This window comes from Flavobacterium frigoritolerans, from assembly GCF_025847275.1.
Classification (GTDB): domain Bacteria; phylum Bacteroidota; class Bacteroidia; order Flavobacteriales; family Flavobacteriaceae; genus Flavobacterium; species Flavobacterium frigoritolerans.
The window spans coordinates 178,954-198,687 of sequence record NZ_JAOZEV010000001.1 but is presented as its reverse complement, the minus strand read 5'-3'; the positions used below and the strand labels follow the sequence as shown (position 1 = coordinate 198,687).

The following is a 19,734-nucleotide window of genomic DNA, read 5'->3' as shown; positions in this document are numbered from 1 at the left end:
TTTGTAATAAAAGTTATATGAATTCAATGTTTTGGTAATAGCTTAATGGATCTATTATTGTAGTTTTGCCGCCAATTTAATTTTAAACCTAATTTGAATGAAAAAACAACTACTTATTTTATTACTATTAATTACTTCTTTTGCAGCCAATGCCCAGTCATACACTGGATATTTTCATGATAATTATGCAGGTGTACAAAGTGTACTTTTTAATCCTGCTTCTATAGCAGACTCTCGTTTTAAAACTGATATTAATTTGTTCTCTATCAGCGGTTCGGTGCAAAATGATTTGTATGGAGTTCGCCTTTTTGATGTTTACAAAGATGGGTATGACTTTAATACTCAGTCTAAAATATCTCCGTCAAATGGAAATAATGGTCTTGTGAATTTTGATATTATGGGGCCCTCTTTTATGTTTAATATTGCGCCAAAACATACATTGGCAGTATTTACAAGAGCAAGATCAATAAGTAACGTTAGAAACATTAACGGATATCTTGTAGATCAGGTTAAAGATGGTTTAGATCAATCAGGTGATTTTAACTTTAAAGCAGGTGATGTAAACGGAGCTTCAAATACATGGGCAGAATTAGGAGTTTCTTATGCAGCAGTTTTGTATCAAAAGAACCAACATTTCTTAAAAGGAGGTTTAACTGCCAAGTACTTACAAGGTGGTGTAAATGGATATGTTCAGGGAAAAAATGTTAGCGTTTCGTATGTTGAAAACGTTGCAGATCCAAAGGCAGGAGTTCTTGCTTCTACAGGAGAAATTACAATAGGTGCAAGTCAGGATTTTGAAACCAATGAAAAATATGACTTTGATACCAACTCAAGAGGATTTGGATTTGATCTTGGACTTGTTTACGAATGGAGACCAGATTATGACAAATATGATGTAAGCAAAGCAAAGCCTGCAGATAATAATTTTAGAGATTTAAATAAATATAAAGTACGTTTTGGATTGTCTGTTACAGACATTGGATCTATAAATTATAGAAACGCAAAACAAGATACCTATAATGTTACAGGAGTGGTTACGCAGCAAATGATTGATGATGCGGGTAATTTATATGATTTTTTGAATGACAACTATAATAAAACGTCAAGTTCAAAAGGAAGAAAAACAAATTTACCAACAGCACTTCATGCCGATGTAGATTGGAATATGTATAAAAAATTCTATCTTAATCTTAATGGAGATATTAATATGGCTAATTCCGACAAGCTTAACGGAATCACTGTTGCTAATAGAGTAAGTTTAACTCCTCGTTACGAAAGCAGATGGTTTAGCTTTTATGTACCAATGACTTGGATGGAATATAGCGGAATGCAAGTAGGTTCAGGAATCCGATTGGGAGCTTTCTTTGTAGGATCAGGTTCAGTACTTACTAATTTGGTTTCAAAAGAATCAAAAGGAGTTGATTTTCATTTAGGGATGAAAATTCCAGTTTACGAAAAGAAATTTAAAGATACTGATGAAGATGGAGTTATAGATAAAGAGGATGCTTGCAGAAAAGTAGCGGGACCAGCAGAAAACAAGGGTTGTCCATGGCCAGATACAGATAAAGACGGAGTTTTTGATAAAGATGATGCTTGTCCAAATGTTGCAGGTCCGATAGAAAATAAAGGATGTCCTTGGAAAGATACTGATGGAGATACATTATTAGATAATGTTGATGCTTGTCCAGATGTTGCAGGTCCGGTAGAGAATAAAGGATGCCCTTGGCCAGATACAGATAATGATGGCGTTTTAGATAAAGACGATGCTTGTCCAGATGTTGCAGGTCCAATAGAAAATAAAGGTTGTCCAGTTCTGGATGCAGACAAAGATGGTATTCCAGATAGCGAAGATGATTGTCCTTTACTTGCAGGTCCGATAGAGAATAAAGGATGCCCTAAAGTATCTAAAGCGACATTAGAGCAATTAAAAGTAGAAGCAAAGTCAATCTTCTTTGAAACAGGTAAAGCTACTTTAAGCGATGCTAAAAAAGAAGAAACATCAAAAAGATTAGATGCTATCAAAGAAATTTTGAAAAACTATCCAAATGCTAAGTTTGCAATTAATGGACATACTGACAATGTAGGTAATCCTAAATTCAATCAAAAACTATCTGAAGCCAGAGCAAAAGCAGTTATGGATTATTTAATTGCTAAAGGAGTAAATCCAGCTAATTTAACTTCTCAGGGATTTGGAGCTTCAAAACCAGTTAAATCAAATAAAACAGCAGCAGGAAGAGCAGAAAACAGAAGAACAGAAATTGTTTATCTAGGCAATTTGTAAACGAAGTGAATATAATAGTAAAAAGCCATTCTTAATTGAGTGGCTTTTTTTATTTTTGCATACTTTCTAAAAAGAATTATTTATTATGAATTAGAAGGCTAAAAAAACAAGCATGACTACACAACAACTACACGAACAAATTCTTTTAAAAAAATCATTTTTATGCGTCGGTTTAGATGTCGATTTAACTAAAATTCCAGAACATCTTTTAGAGACAGAAGATCCAATCTTTGAATTTAATAAAGTGATAATCGATGCAACACACGACTTAGCTATTGCTTATAAACCCAATACCGCTTTTTATGAAGCATACGGAATAAAAGGATGGCTGTCGCTGCAAAAAACAATTAACTATATAAACGAGAAGTATCCTGATATTTTTACAATTGCCGATGCTAAACGTGGTGATATAGGAAACACATCAAGTATGTATGCCAAAGCTTTCTTTGAAGATTTAAAATTTGATAGTGTAACAGTTGCACCATATATGGGAAAAGATTCAGTTGAACCATTCTTGGCCTTCGAAAATAAACACACCATAATGTTAGCCTTAACATCAAACGAAGGCGCATTCGATTTCCAGACATTAATTACCAACGGTACCGAATTATATAAACAAGTTTTGGAAACTTCTAAAACATGGAAAAATAGCGAGAACTTAATGTATGTAGTAGGAGCTACCAAAGCCGAATATTTTACAGAAATTCGTAAGATTGTTCCAGATAGCTTTTTACTAGTTCCAGGAGTAGGCGCCCAAGGAGGAAGCTTATCCGAAGTATGCAAATACGGAATGAACAATAAAATAGGATTACTTATTAATTCTTCTCGTGCCATTATTTATGCATCCAAAGGAACTGATTTTGCTGAGAAAGCAAGAGAAGAAGCCTTGAAAATGCAACAAGAAATGGAAGAGATAATGAGTTTAAAGTTTAAAGTTTAAAGTTTCAGGTTTCAAGTTTTCGTATGCTTAAAATTTATCGCAAAATTAGCAATTTCAATACACAAAGAACGTAAAGAACATAAAGCTTAGCGAACTTAGCGTAAAACCCTTGTGAACTTAGCGGTTAAACCTGAAACCAAGAAAACCTGAAACTAAAAAAAACTTGTATAGTCTAAAACTTCTTTTTAACAAAAAATCTCCTTTTGAAACAATTAATAGATCAAATCGGTACTTTGCATTCTTTTGAAACTGCACCAAAACGAATTATTTCGCTTGTTCCTTCGCAAACCGAATTGCTTTATGATTTAGGTCTCGAAGATAAAATCGTTGGAATCACCAAGTTTTGTGTACATCCGTATCACTTAAAATCAACTAAGAAAATGGTTGGAGGAACTAAAAAAGTGCATTACGAGAAAATTCGATTACTGAATCCAGATATTATCATTTGTAATAAAGAAGAAAACACAAAGGAAATTGTAGATAAACTATCAGAAATATGCCCAGTTTGGGTAACCAATATTTTGACTATCGAAGACAATTTCCAGATGATTACCGATTTCGGACAATTATTTAATTGCAGAACCGAAGCACAAAAATGGAACGATAAATTGGCTTTTGGATTGCAAGAATTTAAAACCTTCATAAAAGACAAGCCATTAAAAAAAGCAGCTTATTTTATCTGGAAGAATCCTTTTATGGTAGCAGGTTCGGATAATTATATAAATGAGCTATTAAAGCTGAATCATTTTACTAATATATACTTGGATAAAGGGCGCTATCCCGAAATAGAACTTAAGAAAATGCGCTTAGAGGGCGATCCAGATGTCGTTTTATTGTCCTCAGAACCTTATCCGTTTAAAGAAGAAGATGCATTCGAAATTGGGCGATTTACGCATCATGCTAAAACCGTTTTTGTAGATGGCGAAATGTTTTCCTGGTACGGAACCCGATTGCTAAAAGCGTTCTCCTACTTTAAGCAAATGCACGAGCGCTTGCAATAATTTACTTTTAAACTTAAATTAAAAATAAAGATTTCCTAACAAGTCCGTTAGAGAAGAGGGCTTTTGTAGGCTATAAAATCCAAGAAAGTTCAAAGCAAAAAAAAAGCCGACATCTAACAGATGCCGGCAATCATTTAACTAACCAAAACCAAAATAATAAATAACCAGTTTATTACATTGCAAAGATCATACATAAGCCAATGTTATCCTGTTAAGGTTTTGTTATTACTTTGTTGTACATAAGTTAACTTTTTTTGATTACTTTTAGGTAAGCTTAAAATGTAGTAATTTAATGTTCTTTAATAGAATATTACTATTACAATATAAAAACAATCAATTTTGTTTATAGACGCAAGTACGTTACCTTTGAATATAATCATTAAAATTTGTTACTTATGGAATCGAAAGACAAACTTACCACGGCAACAGGAACACCTGTGCCAGACAATCAAAACATAATGACTGCAGGACCACGTGGTCCTGTATTATTGCAAGATTTTTGGTTTTTAGAGAAAATGGCACATTTTGACCGAGAGGTAATTCCTGAGAGAAGAATGCATGCTAAAGGATCAGCTGCATACGGAACATTTACCGTAACTCATGATATTACTCAATATACTAAAGCCGATATCTTTTCAGAAATAGGAAAAAAAACAGACATGTTTGTTCGTTTTTCAACAGTTGCAGGAGAAAGAGGTGCAGCAGATGCAGAAAGAGATATTCGTGGTTTTGCCATGAAGTTCTATACAAATCAAGGAAATTGGGATTTAGTAGGAAACAATACGCCAGTATTCTTTTTCCGTGATCCTATGAAATTTCCAGACTTAAATCACGCAGTAAAACGTGATCCGCAAACAAATTTAAGAAGTGCCGATAACAATTGGGATTTCTGGACATTACTTCCCGAAGCATTACATCAAGTAACAATTGTAATGAGTGATAGAGGTATTCCTAAATCATATCGTCAGATGCACGGATTTGGAAGTCATACTTTTAGCTTTATCAATGATAAAAATGAAAGACATTGGGTTAAATTTCACTTTGTAACACAGCAAGGAATTGAAAATCTATCCGATGAAGAAGCTGCAAAACTAGTTGGAAATGACAGAGAAAGCCACCAAAGGGATTTATTTGAAGCTATCGAAAGAAAAGATTTTCCAAAATGGAAATTGTCTGTGCAAATCATGACCGAGGAGCAAGCTAAAACGTATAAATATCATCCATTCGATTTAACAAAAGTTTGGTTAAAAGGAGATTTTCCGCTTATTCCAGTTGGAGAATTTGAATTAAACAGAAACCCAGATAACTATTTTGCAGAAGTAGAGCAGGCAGCATTTAATCCGGCCAATATTGTTCCCGGAATCGGATATTCACCAGATAAAATGTTACAAGCCCGTTTGTTTTCTTATGGAGATGCACACCGTTATCGTTTAGGAGTAAACAATGCACAAATTCCAGTAAATGCAGCCAAATGCCCTGTAAATAGTTTCCACCGTGATGGCGCAATGCGTGTAGATGGAAATTACGGAAGCAAAAAACATTATGAGCCTAATAGTTTTGGAAAATGGCAGGAACAACCAGAATACAAAGAACCACCATTGTCAATTCACGGAGATGCTTATGCTCATAACTTTAGAGAAGATGATAATGATTATTTTTCTCAACCAGGAAAATTATTCCGCTTAATGACCGACGATAAAAAACAGTTTTTGTTTAAAAACACAGCGGCACAAGTAGGAGGAGCGCAAAAGTTTATTCAAGTAAGACATATTCGTAACTGCTTTAAAGCCGATCCAGCCTATGGAGAAGGTGTTGCAAACGCATTAGGAATGACTATGGACGAAGTAAATAACTTTAGTGATCCAAGATTATTGATAGAAGTTAGATAAGTTTTTTTTTTTGAGTTACAAAGGTTCAGAGTTACAAAGGTTCAGAGTTACAAAGGTTCAGAGCTACAAAGGTTCAGAGCTTCAAAGCTTCAAAGGTTCAGAGCTTCAAAGGTTCAGAGCTACAAAGGTTCAGAGCTTCAAAGGTTCAGAGCTTCAAAGGTTCAGAGCTACAAAGGTTCAGAGCTACAAAGGTTCAGAGCTACAAAGGTTCTGAGTTGCTGAGGTTCTAAGGTTTTTTTAAGACTCAAAATTTGCATAAAATAAAACCCGATAGATTTTAAAATCTGTCGGGTTTTTTATTTTTGAAGATTTAAAGTTACCGAAGTTTGAAATCTGAAATATTTTTAAAATCCACTAAATCTGCGTGCTAAAAAAGCTCAAAGTTACAAAGGTTCAGAGTTACAAAGGTTCAGAGTTACTGAGTTGCAAAGGTTCTAAGGTTTTGAGTTGCTAAGGTTCTGGTTCTAAGTTTTTTTAAAATCTGCTAAATCTGCGTGCTAAAAAAGCTCAAAGTTATAAAGGTTCAAAGTTACAAAGGTTCAGAGTTACAAAGGTTCAGAGTTACAAAGGTTCAGAGTTACAAAGGTTCAGAGTTACTGAGTTACAAAGGTTCTAAGGTTTTGAGTTGCTAAGGTTCTGGTTCTAAGTTTTTTTAAAATCTGCTAAATCTGCGTGCTAAAAAAGCTCAAAGTTATAAAGGTTCAAAGTTACAAAGGTTCTGAGTTACAAAGGTTCAAAGAATGAATCCTTTGCACTCTTTGCGGTTAAATCCTTATGAGAAAACTACTGTTTTATTGCTGTAAACCATTGTTTTACGCTCAGCATGTAGTTTTATGGCTCTTGCCAAGACGATGCGTTCTAAGTCACGCCCTTTCATGATAAAATCATCTACCGAATGGATGTGCGAAACACGAGCGATATCTTGCTCGATAATCGGACCTTCGTCTAGTTCTTCAGTTACATAATGGCTTGTGGCTCCAATAATTTTCACCCCTCTTTTAAAAGCCGAATGATACGGCTTAGCACCCGGAAATGCTGGTAAAAAGGAGTGATGAATGTTAATGATTTTGTTTTCGTAAAGACCGATTAATTTAGGAGTGATAATTTGCATATAGCGTGCCAATACAATAAAGTTGATATCATATTTTTTCAGCAATGCAATTTGCTGCTTTTCACCTTCTTCTTTAGTGTCTTTGGTAAACGGAACACAGTGAAACGGAATATCGAAACGTTCAGCAATCGATCTTAAGTCGTTATGATTACTAATTATTACAGGAATTTCAACGCCCAATTCATCAGCACTATAACGTCCTAGAATATCAAATAAACAATGGTCATATTTAGAAACAAACAATGCCATTTTAGGTTTTTGCTCCTGATTGTATAATTCCCATGACATCTGAAAACTGGATGCGATAGAGTCTTTAAAATCTGTTTTTATATCCTCAATGGCAATGCTTCGATTGGTTAATTCACATTCTAGTCGCATAAAAAAAACATTTTGCTCCACATCAACATGCTGGTCAATGTAGGTAATATTTCCTTCTACTTTAAGGATGAAATTAGTCACAGCAGCAATAATACCTTTTTGGTCTTTACAGTGAATAAGAAAAGTTATTTTTTGCATTTTAGTTTTTTGGTTAATCGGTTAGCTATTTATTTGTTTAATCAGGTTTATAGCAATTAGCAGTTGAACAATAAAATTAATTAAACATAAATTTATTTTTTATCCTGCATAGCAAATACTTTTTTTAATAAAGGAGAAGTTCTTGAACTTATATCAGTTCTAATCGTTTTTTCTTCTACAGCAATCATTTTAAAAACACCAGCAAGAGCTTGGTTGGTAGTATAATCTGTTAAATCTGGATTAACTTTCTTTACAAGCGGAATACTATTGTATTTAGTAATGATGTTCGACCAGATTTGGTCGGCACCAACTTTACTAAAAGATTCTTTAATGACAGGATTAAATTTACTGTATAATGAAGTAGTAGTGCTAGATTGTAAATAGCTTGTAGCTGCACTTTCATCACCTAATAAAATAGATTTAGCATCATTAATCGACATGTTTTTTACCGCCGATACAAATATTGGAGTAGCTTCTTTTACAGCATCTTCGGCTGCGCGATTCAATACCTTAATTCCTTCATCAGCAAGAGACGAAAGACCGATTCTTCGTAAAGTAGCATCTACTTTTTGTAATTCGGTTGGCATTAGGATTTTTACAGCTTCATTTTTATAAAACCCATCAGTAGCAGTTAATTTTGTTACTTGTTTCGCTATTCCTTTGTCTAAAGCTTCCTTTAAACCAGAAGCGATATCAACACCGCCAAGGCTCGATAATTTTGAAGATAGTTGAGGTAGTTTGTTTAGCGTTTGTTGCACTTGAGCATAAGATGTAATAGAAAATGCAAGTGTTAAAAGTAAAATCTTTTTCATTAAGTAGTAGTTTTATAAGTTTCAAAAATACTACTTATTCAAAAATAAAGCCACAATTTTATTTTAGGAGCAGAAACATTTTGTTTCATTAGTAACATTGTTTCCACTATGCAGCAATTCTGCGCTATAATAGCACAGAATACAGTTTGCTATGTTAAGTGAACATCGTTTTGTAAAAATGGTAAGATGCGACGTGTGCGGTCGTTATTAATCACGGTTTGCATTTGGATATATTTTTTCCTTGTTTTTAATGTGTGTGATAATTTCTCCTGTTGTAGCATCGATTTCGAATCTCTCTTCGGGAAATCCATGAGGAATAAATTCGCATGGAATACGAATGTCATATTGCATTTTCTGAGAGTTTCTGGATAGATATGATACCGAATTGTTATTTTTAATTTGGTCTAACTTATCCATTAGGTCTATATCGTACTCTGTTTTCATTTTTTTTACTAGATTCTGCCAGCTAAACTTATAAGGAGCATCGTTATCTATCTCTACTATAAGTACTCCATCTTCATTATATTCTCTTCGGAAACCTATAATACAATCATAAAAGCTTGAGATCTCTTTTATGATGTTTAATGTATACTTATCATACATATACCTTTTTTTAATAGGTGTGTTTAAATAAACAATAGTTTCTTGATAGGAATCTTTGTTCTCGATAAGATAAGTTTCGATTGTAGCTCCCTCATCATTTATTTTGATATATCGGTAATAGTTTTTGTTTTTTTTGTTTTTACTAAATGCTTTTAAATCGAATTTTCTCATTTGAGGTATTTTTGTAATTACTTTTGTTATAGCGAGAGACATTATTTTTTTAGTCTTTATAAATTATAGCTTGCTTATAAAACAATATCAGTTTTATAAAGTATTAGGTAAATTTTAAAATTTGAAGAGCAAATATCTTTTTAATAATTATTATTGATGGCTACTATAAGTTTTAAAACTAACACGTTATGGTAATATTATTTTTAGTTTGGGATACTAAAAACAAAATCAATAAGCAAGAATAACACGACAGGGGGGATAGCGTATTAATCTAAAATCTATTCTTACTCTAAATGTTTTTGTTATAAATAATTACATTGATTAAGCCTTCTGAATCATAAAATTCTCCATTATCATATTTTTAATGAAAAACCATCTGTTAGGATAGTCATAGGATCTATACATTTATTTGAAAGTAGACAGCTAAGCGTTACTAGAATAAATGTTCTTTTTTGTGATATAATTAGGACTTAATTAAGTAATTAATTTAAAATTTTGTGCAAATATATGCGAAAAAAGCTATAAAATAAAATTTATGCTTTGAAAATATATTTCAGGACTATTTTAAATAAATATTTTTTTAATAAGGTTTAAAACTAGATTCAAGAATCATTAAATTTTTTTGTAAATTGCTCTCCTAAAATTATCATATTCTCAAAATGGAACCACAAATACCTTATATTCCTAAAAATAAAGTAAGAATTGTTACCGCTGCATCACTTTTTGATGGACATGATGCGGCAATAAATATAATGCGCCGTATTATTCAATCCACAGGAGTTGAGGTAATTCATTTAGGTCACGATCGAAGTGTTGAAGAAGTTGTAAATACAGCTATTCAGGAAGATGCAAACTCTATTGCGCTAACTTCGTATCAAGGTGGTCACAACGAATATTTTAAATATATGTATGATCTGCTTCATGAAAAAGGAGCTGGACATATTAAAATTTTTGGTGGAGGTGGTGGAGTAATTTTGCCAAGCGAAATTGCAGAACTACACGAATACGGAATTACAAGAATTTATTCTCCAGATGATGGACGTTCTTTGGGATTACAAGGAATGATTAATGATTTGGTAGAACGTTCTGATTATCCTATTGGAGATAAACTTACAGATGAAATAGATCATATCGAAGATAAAAATCCAACAGCAATAGCTCGTTTGATTTCTGCAGCAGAGAATTTTCCAGAGATTGCAAAGCCTGTTTTTGATAAAATACATCAAAATAATGCTACTTCTAAAATTCCTGTACTGGGAATTACAGGAACTGGTGGAGCAGGAAAATCTTCATTAGTAGATGAATTGGTACGTCGTTTTTTAATCGATTTTCCAACAAAAACAATCGGAATTGTATCTGTAGATCCATCGAAGCGTAAAACAGGAGGAGCACTTTTAGGAGATAGAATCCGAATGAACGCTATTAATAATTCTAGAGTTTATATGCGCTCGTTGGCAACTCGTCAATCAAATTTGGCTTTGTCTAAATATGTTGCCGAAGCGATTCAGGTTCTTAAAGCGGCTAAATATGATATTATCATTTTAGAAACTTCAGGAATCGGTCAGTCAGATACAGAGATTATGGATCATTCAGATGTTTCTTTATATGTAATGACACCAGAATTTGGAGCTGCAACACAATTGGAAAAAATCGACATGCTTGATTTTGCCGATTTAGTGGCATTAAACAAATTCGACAAACGTGGCGCGCTAGATGCTATACGTGATGTGAAAAAACAATACCAACGCAATCATAATCTTTGGGATAAAAATCCTGACGATATGCCTGTTTTTGGAACAATTGCTTCACAGTTTAATGATCCGGGGATGAATACATTGTATAAATCTATCATGGATAAAATTGTCGAGAAAACGGAATCGGATTTAAAATCGACTTTCGAAATTACTCGTGAAATGAGCGAGAAAATATTCGTAATTCCACCACACAGAACAAGATACTTATCCGAGATTGCCGAGAACAATCGTAAGTATGATGATACAGCTTTGTCGCAACAACAAGTAGCTCAAAAGTTATACGGTATTTTTAAAACTATCGAAAGTGTTACGGGCAAAATCCCTGTAATTACAAAGGCAGGAATCGATGATAGTGTCATCCTGAGCGGAGTCGAAGGACTTGATGAAAATCGTGTTTTCCTGAATCTTTTACTAAATCAGTTTGATAAGGTAAAAATGGATTTAGATCCATACAATTGGGAGATGATCCTAACTTGGGATGAAAAAGTAAACAAATACAAAAATCCTGTTTACAGCTTTAAAGTTCGTGATAAGGAAATAAAAATAGCAACACATACCGAAAGTTTATCGCACCAACAAATCCCGAAAATAGCGTTGCCTAAATACGAAGCTTGGGGAGATATCTTGCGTTGGTGTTTGCAAGAGAATGTTCCTGGTGAATTTCCGTTTGCATCAGGTTTATATCCTTTTAAGAGAGAAGGAGAAGATCCGTCTCGTATGTTTGCAGGAGAAGGTGGACCAGAAAGAACCAACAAACGTTTTCATTATGTAAGCGCAGGATTACCTGCAAAACGCCTTTCGACAGCTTTTGATAGTGTGACATTATATGGTAATGATCCCGATGTACGACCAGATATTTATGGTAAAATCGGAAATGCAGGAGTTTCTATTTGTTGTCTGGATGATGCCAAAAAACTATATTCAGGTTTTGATTTAGTTCATGCTTTAACATCTGTGAGTATGACTATAAATGGACCAGCACCAATGTTGCTAGGTTTCTTTATGAATGCTGCAATAGATCAGCAATGTGAGTATTACATTAAAGCTAATGATTTAGAGAAAGAAGTAGAACAAAAAATTACTAAACTATACGCAGCAAAAGGAATTACAAGACCTAAATACCAAGGCGATTTGCCAGCGGGGAATAATGGTTTAGGATTAATGCTTCTTGGAGTTACTGGTGATGAGGTTTTACCTTTAGAGGTTTATAATGATATAAAAGCCAAAACGCTTTCGCAAGTGCGAGGAACAGTTCAAGCCGATATTCTTAAAGAAGATCAAGCACAAAATACTTGTATCTTCTCTACCGAATTTGCTTTACGATTAATGGGAGATGTTCAGGAATATTTTATTACGCAAAACGTACGTAATTTTTATTCGGTTTCTATTTCAGGATATCATATTGCCGAGGCAGGAGCAAACCCAATTACACAATTGGCATTTACGCTTTCTAATGGTTTCACTTACGTAGAATACTATTTGAGCCGCGGAATGAGTATCAATGATTTCGGACCTAACTTATCCTTCTTTTTCTCGAATGGAGTAGATCCAGAATATGCAGTAATTGGTCGTGTAGCGCGTAAAATTTGGGCTAAAGCCATGAAGATTAAATATGGCGCCAACGAAAGAGCGCAAATGCTTAAATATCATATTCAGACTTCAGGGCGTTCATTACACGCACAAGAAATTGATTTTAATGATATTCGTACGACATTGCAAGCATTATATGCTATTTATGATAACTGTAATTCATTGCATACCAATGCGTATGATGAAGCAATTACAACACCTACCGAAGAATCGGTTCGTCGTGCGATGGCAATACAATTGATTATTAATAAAGAATTAGGTTTGGCTAAAAACGAAAACCCAATACAAGGTTCATTTATAATCGAAGAATTAACCGATTTAGTAGAAGCGGCTGTTTTACAAGAATTCGACCGTATTACGGAGCGTGGAGGAGTTCTTGGCGCAATGGAAACCATGTACCAGCGTTCTAAAATTCAGGAGGAAAGTTTGTATTACGAAACCTTGAAACATAACGGAGATTTCCCAATTGTAGGAGTAAATACTTTCTTGAGTTCAAAAGGATCTCCAACAGTTATTCCAGCAGAGGTTATTCGTGCTACCGAAGAAGAAAAACAATATCAGATAGATATGTTGAACAACTTACATGAGTATCATAAAGAATCAGTAAAAGACCATTTAAATACTTTGCAAGAAGCAGCTATTAAAAACGAAAACTTATTCGCCCATTTAATGGAAGCTACCAAAGTATGTTCGCTTGGTCAAATTACTTCAGCTTTATTTGAAGTAGGAGGACAGTATAGAAGGAATATGTAATCTTAACTATTTTATAGATTTAGGAAAACCTCTCAGAAATGGGAGGTTTTTTTGTAGTAAATAAAAAAATAATTAGCCCATTTAAGAATTAACATAAATTGCTTAATTAAATTTTCAATACTTTAGCAAATCAAAATAACAGAATACTTTTACAATGCCAAAAGTTAAAAAAAACAGTTAGAACAATAACTTTGGAATATTGCAATGCCTTTTAAGATGGAAAAACAAGATATCATTATTTATAATACAATTGATGGAAAATCTTCTGTAGCACTTTTTACCAAGGATGAAGACGTTTGGTTGAATCAAAATCAATTAGCAGAACTTTTTGACACCTCTAAACAAAATATTAGCTTGCATATTAGGAATGTGTTAAAAGAGAAAGAGTTACAAGAGAAATCAGTTGTCAAGGATTACTTGACAACTGCTTCAGATGGCAAAAAATATACGGTTACTTTTTATTCTTTATCTATGGTTTTGGCAATAGGTTTTAGAGTAAGAAGTAAAAGAGGAACTCAATTCCGCCAATGGGCAAACCAAAACTTGCAAGAATATATGATTAAGGGGTTTGTTATGGACGACGAACGTCTTAAGAGTCCTAACGGTAGAATTGATCATTTTGATGAATTACTCGATCGTATACGCGATATTCGAGCCTCCGAAAAAAGGTTTTATCAAAAAGTTCGTGACTTATTTTCTTTAAGCAGTGATTATGATAAAACAGATAAAGCAACTCAAATGTTCTTTGCCGAAACACAAAATAAAATTCTATATGCTATTACTGAAAAAACGGCGACTGAAATAATAGTTTCCCGAGCCAATCCAAATGATCCTAATATGGCTTTAACCAGTTGGAAAGGTACCGTCGTAAGAAAACAGGATATTTATATTGCGAAAAATTATCTAACTAGTGACGAAATTGACAGCCTAAATCGCTTTGTGGTTGTATTTCTTGAAACGGCAGAGTTAAGAGCCAAAAATAGACAGGACATCACTATGAGTTTCTGGAAAACCAATATAGATCGTATTATAGAATTTAACGATAAAAAAGTATTAGATCATAAAGGAAAAGTAAGTCATATACAAATGGAAGAAAAAGTTGATCTTATTTATGAAATGTTTAATACGCAACGAAAGAAAATAGATGCTCAAAAAGCCGATGAACAAGATTTGGAAGAGTTGAAACAATTGGAAGACAAACTAAAAAATAAATTATAGTTTAAAACATTAAATATTTACCTCAATTAATTAACAAAAACTGCAGTTTGATAAATCTTGACAAACTGATTAAAAACACAAATACAGTATATAGAATGAAAACAAAATTACTCTTATTTCTTTTAATGTTTGCAATTGCCAAAATTGATGCTCAACAATTAATTTATGATTTTTCAGGCGGTTCATTAGGCTTTGTTGAATTTAATAATAACATTTTTTTTAATGCTGCTAAAGGCGATTTTGGTGCTGAAATATGGCAAACAGATGGAACTACGTCGAATACAACTTTATTAAAAGACATAAATCAAGGAAAAGAGAGTAGCTACTTTAGTTCATTAAAAAGGAGCTCAGCAATTTTAAATAATAAGTTATATTTTATTGCAAAAGATGGGAGTTCAGATGGTGAAATTTGGAAGACAGATGGAACTGAAAATGGGACTACAAAAGTTACAAATTTCATCAATGGAAGGACTTTAAAACTTACAAGTGTAGGGAACTATATATATTTTCTAATCAGAACAACTAATGACCCATTAGGCAGTACATTGCAAGTTTGGAAAACTAATGGAACCGAAGGAGGAACTGAATTAGTAAAGGATAATTTACCGATTATAAACACACATTCTTTTGAGGGTGAATGTAATAACACTTTTATGTTTTCGTTTAGCTCTCCAGGGAATACTAGTTACACTAGAGTTTGGAGAAGTGATGGAACTTCTGAAGGGACGTTTCCTATAACTGATAATTTAGATGGTAATGGAACTGATTGGAGCACTTCTACTTTAAGTCAATATATAAACTATAATAATAAATTATATTTTGTTAGTAGATATTTTTTACATGAGACTGATGGTACTCTTGAAAACACAAAAAAAGTTGGAAGTTTATATGTACCAAGTACTACATTGGTAATGCATAGTGATGTTATCGAGGCGAATAATAATTTATATTTTATGTTTTTTTTAAATGATAGTAAATCTCTGTCAATATGGAAATTTGATCCAAAAAATAAAAATATAAGCATTGCGTACGATAATAAGTATGCTACTCAATTTTTTTCTCCTTCTAATCTTTCAAAAACAGATAATTCATTACTTTTTTGCTCATCAAATGAAACAGAGGGAGGTGCATCTTTAGTATCTTTAAATCTTAGTAATAATGTAGTTACAGAAATAAAAAAATTTTCAGATGCTAATGTAGAAAAGCCACTTATATTTAGAAAAGATTTTCATGCATATACGATTTCTAAAATTAATAGTGATGAGTATTTTGTGGTATCTGGAGGAGATAAGGATTTCAAAAGAAAGGGATGGATTTCTAATGTAGTATCACATAATACCGAAAATATTAGTTTGCTAGATGATGTAACGAATGCTATTGCTTATAATGATTATTTATATTATTCAAAAGATAATAAATTATGGAAATATGCTAATAATTTGAATACAGAATTAATAGAAAGTAAAGCGTCTTTAATACTTTATCCAAATCCTTCATATGATTTTATCCAAATAAATTCAAGTAACGAAGATGAGATAAAAGGTATTCGTGTTTTTGACTTGAACGGTAGATTGGTAATTAACTTGTCTAGTAACAATAATAACAAAATTGATGTTTCTAAATTGAGTCAAGGGACTTATATTGTTGAATTTAAGTTTAATGGCACTTTGGTTAGTAAGAAAATAGTAAAAAAATAAAAATTGAAGGTATAAAAATAAAGCCCTAATTCTTTTTAAGAATTGGGGCTTTTTATAATAACTAAATTGTAATCGTTTTGTGCTTACTTAAAAGCCTCTTGCTGGCATGAACCCAACGTTGTTGTTAAAAATTTAAAATCAGTTTTATGTGCACGAGCGGGACGCTCGCGCAAGCATATAAACACTTCATAACTCCTATTTATTAGTTAACACTCTAAGAATCCCCACCAACCATTTCACTAACATCACTTAAAAACTCAAATTCATCCATAGGGAAAAGATGTAGAACAGTTTCTAAAATAAGACTGACATTAATCGATTCATTTTTGTTTTTCTCAGAAAATTTATGAGTTTCCTCATCGAGTGCCAGAATGCATAATTTTAGCATATCGGTAATAACACAACCCAAATCATAATAATTTACGAACTTAATTTGGGCGATATAAGCTTTAGATTTATCATTGGCAGGTTTTAGGGTTTGGAAATGTAAGGCGGTTAATTTTCTAAGATGCTCTAAAGTTTTAGTTTCATTGGTTTCCATGATTGTAGATTTTTTTAGCAGTAAATTGTTAATCGTTTTATAATTAGACTTTATAATTTATTATAAGAAAAATTGTACTTTTGTTTAATTCGCTGCAAGAAAGAAATAGATTCTATCGTACCAAACCATTTTGGCTGGTATTCGACAGTTTAAATAAGTTTTTTACTAGTTGAATTTTTTTTCACACTTAATTATTATCTTTGAATTATGAGCACACTTACAAAACCAAATCATATAGGGCGAAAAATAAGCCGTATTCGTGAACTTCGTGATATGAAACAAGAAGCTTTGGCACAGGCTTTGGGAATAAGCCAGCAAACGATTTCTGCTATTGAAAACAGCGAAATCATAGAAGAAGAAAAACTGATTGAAGTAGCAAAAGCACTTGGCGTAACTGTTGAAGCAATTAAGAATTTTTCAGAAGAAGCTGCGATTAATTATTTTAATACTTTTAATGATTCGGGTAGTAATACTTTTGGGGATTATAATGCCTGTACATTCAATCCATTAGATAAATTAATGGAAACAGTAGAAGAAAATAAAAAACTTTACGAGCGTTTACTTCAAGCCGAAAAGGATAAAATCGAATATTTAGAAAAATTACTACAACAGAAATAAAGATATTAATTCAAAAACCTTTCAGAGATGAAAGGTTTTTTTATATTTTAGTGTTATGAAAAACGCTATCTATTCTATTCTGTTTCTTTTTGTTACGGTTTTTTGTTATAGCCAAGACAAGCAATTATTACAAACGGGAGTTATTAATGATTCGGTGAAAATTGCAACTACTCCAACGGAATCCTATGCAATATATTTCCCTAAAAAATATGATGCTAAAACCCCATTGGCTTTGGTTTTTATTTTTGAACCAGGTGCGAGAGGTAAAGAAGGGATTGAGCCATTTATATTGGCAGCAGAAACGTATAATTATATTTTGGTATGTTCTAATACTTTAAGAAATGGATCTACCGAAGTTAATATTGCTGTTGCCAACAGATTATTTGATGATGTATTACAAACCTATCCTATTGATACTTCACAACTCTATATTTCAGGTTTTTCGGGCGGTGCAAGATTAGCTAGTTTTTATGGAATATCTTCGGGTGCTTTTCAAGGAGTTATTGCCTGTGGTGCTTCTTTTAGCGGTATGGATAAACTCATTCCACCTTCTAATAATTTTTCATACGTAGGTATGGTTGGAGATAGGGATATGAATTATCTAGAAATGATAGCAAATAAAGAATGGTTAGATAAGGCAAAGATTGTAAACACACTTTTGGTTGCTCATGAAGAGCATGTTTGGCCTAAACAAAGCGAAATGCTTCGCGCATTTGATTGGTTAGAAATTCAGGCATATAGAAAAAAGATAAGACCAAAGAATGATACAATTATTAAAAGGATTTATGATACCAATTTGCGAATAGCCGATAGTTTAAAGGCGAATAATGAAATGGTTGCTTCGGTGAATGCCTATGAAAAAGGGATCACTTTATTTAATACAAATGAAGACAATTCCCTAAGAGCTAAGATTTCCGAAATTAAAAAATCCAGAGCATATAAAGATGAAGTAGCAAAAATGGAGAAGATAAAGGTTCAGGAAAATGAAATTTTAGACAAACTTTCGCTTCGATTTGATCAAGAATTAAAGTCGGCTAAGAGTACTAGTAATTTTAAGTTTTGGAAATCTGAAATTCAAAATTTGAATGCTATGAAGTTAGACGATAAAAATATTTTGGACAAGAATATGGCTATTAGGATATTATATTGGTTTCAGGTTTTGGTTTATGAAACTGGGCAGGAAAATAAAAGAAACCAACAAAATGACAAATTTGCTTATTGTAATGAATTGTATAAAATCATTACCGAGAATTAAAGAAAAATCCCAACTCTTAGAAAAGAATTGGGATTTTTATAAATAACTAAAATTGTAATTGTTTTGCTTACTAAAAAGCTACTAAATTAACGACGAAAAGCTGGGCTTTGATTATAAGATTCGTCTGCTGTTTTGTTTACTTTAGAAGATTTTACAACAATTTCGTGTTTTACTTTCTTAGTATTGTCTTGTAATTCAAGGTAGTAAGTTCCTGCAGGGTATGCTTCTAAGCTTAATGTTTTTGAAGTTTCCAACTCATTAGTAGCTATTCCTTTGTATATCAAATGACTCTCGTTATCAAAAATTGAGAAGTTCGACTTTTGTTCCTCATTCAATGTAAAACTAACTACTTTGCCATTTCCGGTTTTTATATTCAAAATATAATCTCCCTTTCCATCAATTGCATAAGTACTCATCGTTGTCAAAAAAATAACCAATACTAAGCTTAATCCTAAAATCTTCTTCATGTCTTTGTTTTTTGTTTTAATTTTCAAATCGCGGTGCGCAAAACTACAAATAGTTTGCTAACTGCAAAATATTTTTTATGTTAAATTTTCACTCTAAGTCGTTGATTTAAAAGTGTTTCTGTGTGACCTGTGATTATATACGGATTTATAGCGGTTTTGGATCTTATTTTATAACTTTTTTTTAATCAGTATTTTACGATTTTGTAGTACTTGGCGTATAAAAAATGATTTTAGAGCAAGAAACAACTAGATAAACATCTTATTTTTGAATATTTGTCACTCTTTTAAATAAAAAAATAACTCTTTTAAGTAATAAAAGTGCTGTTTTTTAAATGATTTGAAGCCTTTAACTTTACGAATTAAATTAATTCATTTTATAAATAAGGGAATGCAATCTTTTAACGGAATGTTACAGCAGTATTTTTAGTATTAGTTGTTTTGTATGTTTGTAAAAGAGATTTGTTAAACAATATTGATACTTTATTGGTAACATTAATTTCATATCTCAATCTTTTCA

At 32.4% G+C, this 19,734-nt stretch carries 14 protein-coding genes; 9 read left to right on the top strand and 5 right to left on the bottom strand.

Annotated features, from left to right (window positions below):
* The first annotated feature begins 97 nt into the window (after positions 1-97).
* The 4 genes from OIU80_RS00835 to OIU80_RS00820 all read left to right on the top strand — a co-directional run bounded on the left by OIU80_RS00835 (position 98) and on the right by OIU80_RS00820 (position 6,111).
* Positions 98-2,281, top strand: a complete 2,184-nt coding sequence (locus OIU80_RS00835; RefSeq protein ID WP_264285217.1) for a DUF5723 family protein — start codon at positions 98-100, stop codon at positions 2,279-2,281.
* 112 nt (positions 2,282-2,393) lie between these two features.
* A complete protein-coding gene (pyrF, locus tag OIU80_RS00830) occupies positions 2,394-3,221 on the top strand; it encodes an orotidine-5'-phosphate decarboxylase (RefSeq protein ID WP_264285216.1) in 828 nt (275 codons plus the stop codon).
* Positions 3,222-3,424: 203 nt separating this feature from the next.
* Positions 3,425-4,222, top strand: a complete 798-nt coding sequence (locus tag OIU80_RS00825; protein ID WP_264285215.1) for an ABC transporter substrate-binding protein — start codon at positions 3,425-3,427, stop codon at positions 4,220-4,222.
* Between the two features lie 395 nt (positions 4,223-4,617).
* Positions 4,618-6,111 carry a catalase gene (locus tag OIU80_RS00820; RefSeq protein WP_129537671.1) on the top strand — a complete coding sequence of 498 codons (1,494 nt, stop codon included), beginning with the start codon at positions 4,618-4,620 and terminating at the stop codon, positions 6,109-6,111.
* Positions 6,112-6,883: 772 nt separating this feature from the next.
* On the opposite strand, the gene purU is transcribed toward OIU80_RS00820, so the two are convergent.
* From purU to OIU80_RS00805, 3 genes are all read right to left on the bottom strand, one after another.
* The gene (gene purU / locus OIU80_RS00815; RefSeq protein ID WP_264285214.1) at positions 6,884-7,738 is read right to left on the bottom strand and encodes a formyltetrahydrofolate deformylase; all 855 of its coding nucleotides are present in this window, start codon (positions 7,736-7,738) and stop codon (positions 6,884-6,886) included.
* Between the two features lie 92 nt (positions 7,739-7,830).
* Positions 7,831-8,550 carry a DUF4197 domain-containing protein gene (locus OIU80_RS00810; protein ID WP_264285213.1) on the bottom strand — a complete coding sequence of 240 codons (720 nt, stop codon included), beginning with the start codon at positions 8,548-8,550 and terminating at the stop codon, positions 7,831-7,833.
* A 207-nt stretch (positions 8,551-8,757) separates the two neighbouring features.
* Positions 8,758-9,324 (bottom strand): hypothetical protein, encoded by a 567-nt coding sequence (locus OIU80_RS00805; RefSeq protein ID WP_264285212.1) that lies wholly within the window; start codon positions 9,322-9,324, stop codon positions 8,758-8,760.
* A 659-nt stretch (positions 9,325-9,983) separates the two neighbouring features.
* Here OIU80_RS00805 and OIU80_RS00800 point away from each other — a divergent pair.
* The 3 genes from OIU80_RS00800 to OIU80_RS00790 all read left to right on the top strand — a co-directional run bounded on the left by OIU80_RS00800 (position 9,984) and on the right by OIU80_RS00790 (position 16,336).
* Complete coding sequence (locus tag OIU80_RS00800) at positions 9,984-13,421, top strand: methylmalonyl-CoA mutase family protein (RefSeq protein WP_264285211.1); 3,438 nt, start codon at positions 9,984-9,986, stop codon at positions 13,419-13,421.
* 216 nt (positions 13,422-13,637) lie between these two features.
* Entirely contained in the window at positions 13,638-14,639 is a 1,002-nt protein-coding gene (locus tag OIU80_RS00795) for a virulence RhuM family protein (RefSeq protein WP_264285210.1), read from the top strand.
* 95 nt (positions 14,640-14,734) lie between these two features.
* Entirely contained in the window at positions 14,735-16,336 is a 1,602-nt protein-coding gene (locus tag OIU80_RS00790) for a T9SS type A sorting domain-containing protein (protein ID WP_264285209.1), read from the top strand.
* A 214-nt stretch (positions 16,337-16,550) separates the two neighbouring features.
* On the opposite strand, the gene OIU80_RS00785 is transcribed toward OIU80_RS00790, so the two are convergent.
* Positions 16,551-16,877 carry a hypothetical protein gene (locus OIU80_RS00785; RefSeq protein WP_264285208.1) on the bottom strand — a complete coding sequence of 109 codons (327 nt, stop codon included), beginning with the start codon at positions 16,875-16,877 and terminating at the stop codon, positions 16,551-16,553.
* 207 nt (positions 16,878-17,084) lie between these two features.
* Here OIU80_RS00785 and OIU80_RS00780 point away from each other — a divergent pair, with 207 nt between their 5' ends.
* Positions 17,085-17,495, top strand: a complete 411-nt coding sequence (locus OIU80_RS00780; protein ID WP_264285207.1) for a helix-turn-helix transcriptional regulator — start codon at positions 17,085-17,087, stop codon at positions 17,493-17,495.
* Between the two features lie 55 nt (positions 17,496-17,550).
* Positions 17,551-18,750, top strand: a complete 1,200-nt coding sequence (locus OIU80_RS00775) for a hypothetical protein (RefSeq protein WP_264285206.1) — start codon at positions 17,551-17,553, stop codon at positions 18,748-18,750.
* An 86-nt stretch (positions 18,751-18,836) separates the two neighbouring features.
* Here the strand turns inward: OIU80_RS00775 and OIU80_RS00770 are convergent, their stop codons facing one another.
* Positions 18,837-19,217 (bottom strand): T9SS type A sorting domain-containing protein, encoded by a 381-nt coding sequence (locus tag OIU80_RS00770; protein WP_264285205.1) that lies wholly within the window; start codon positions 19,215-19,217, stop codon positions 18,837-18,839.
* Between the last annotated feature and the right edge of the window lie 517 nt (positions 19,218-19,734).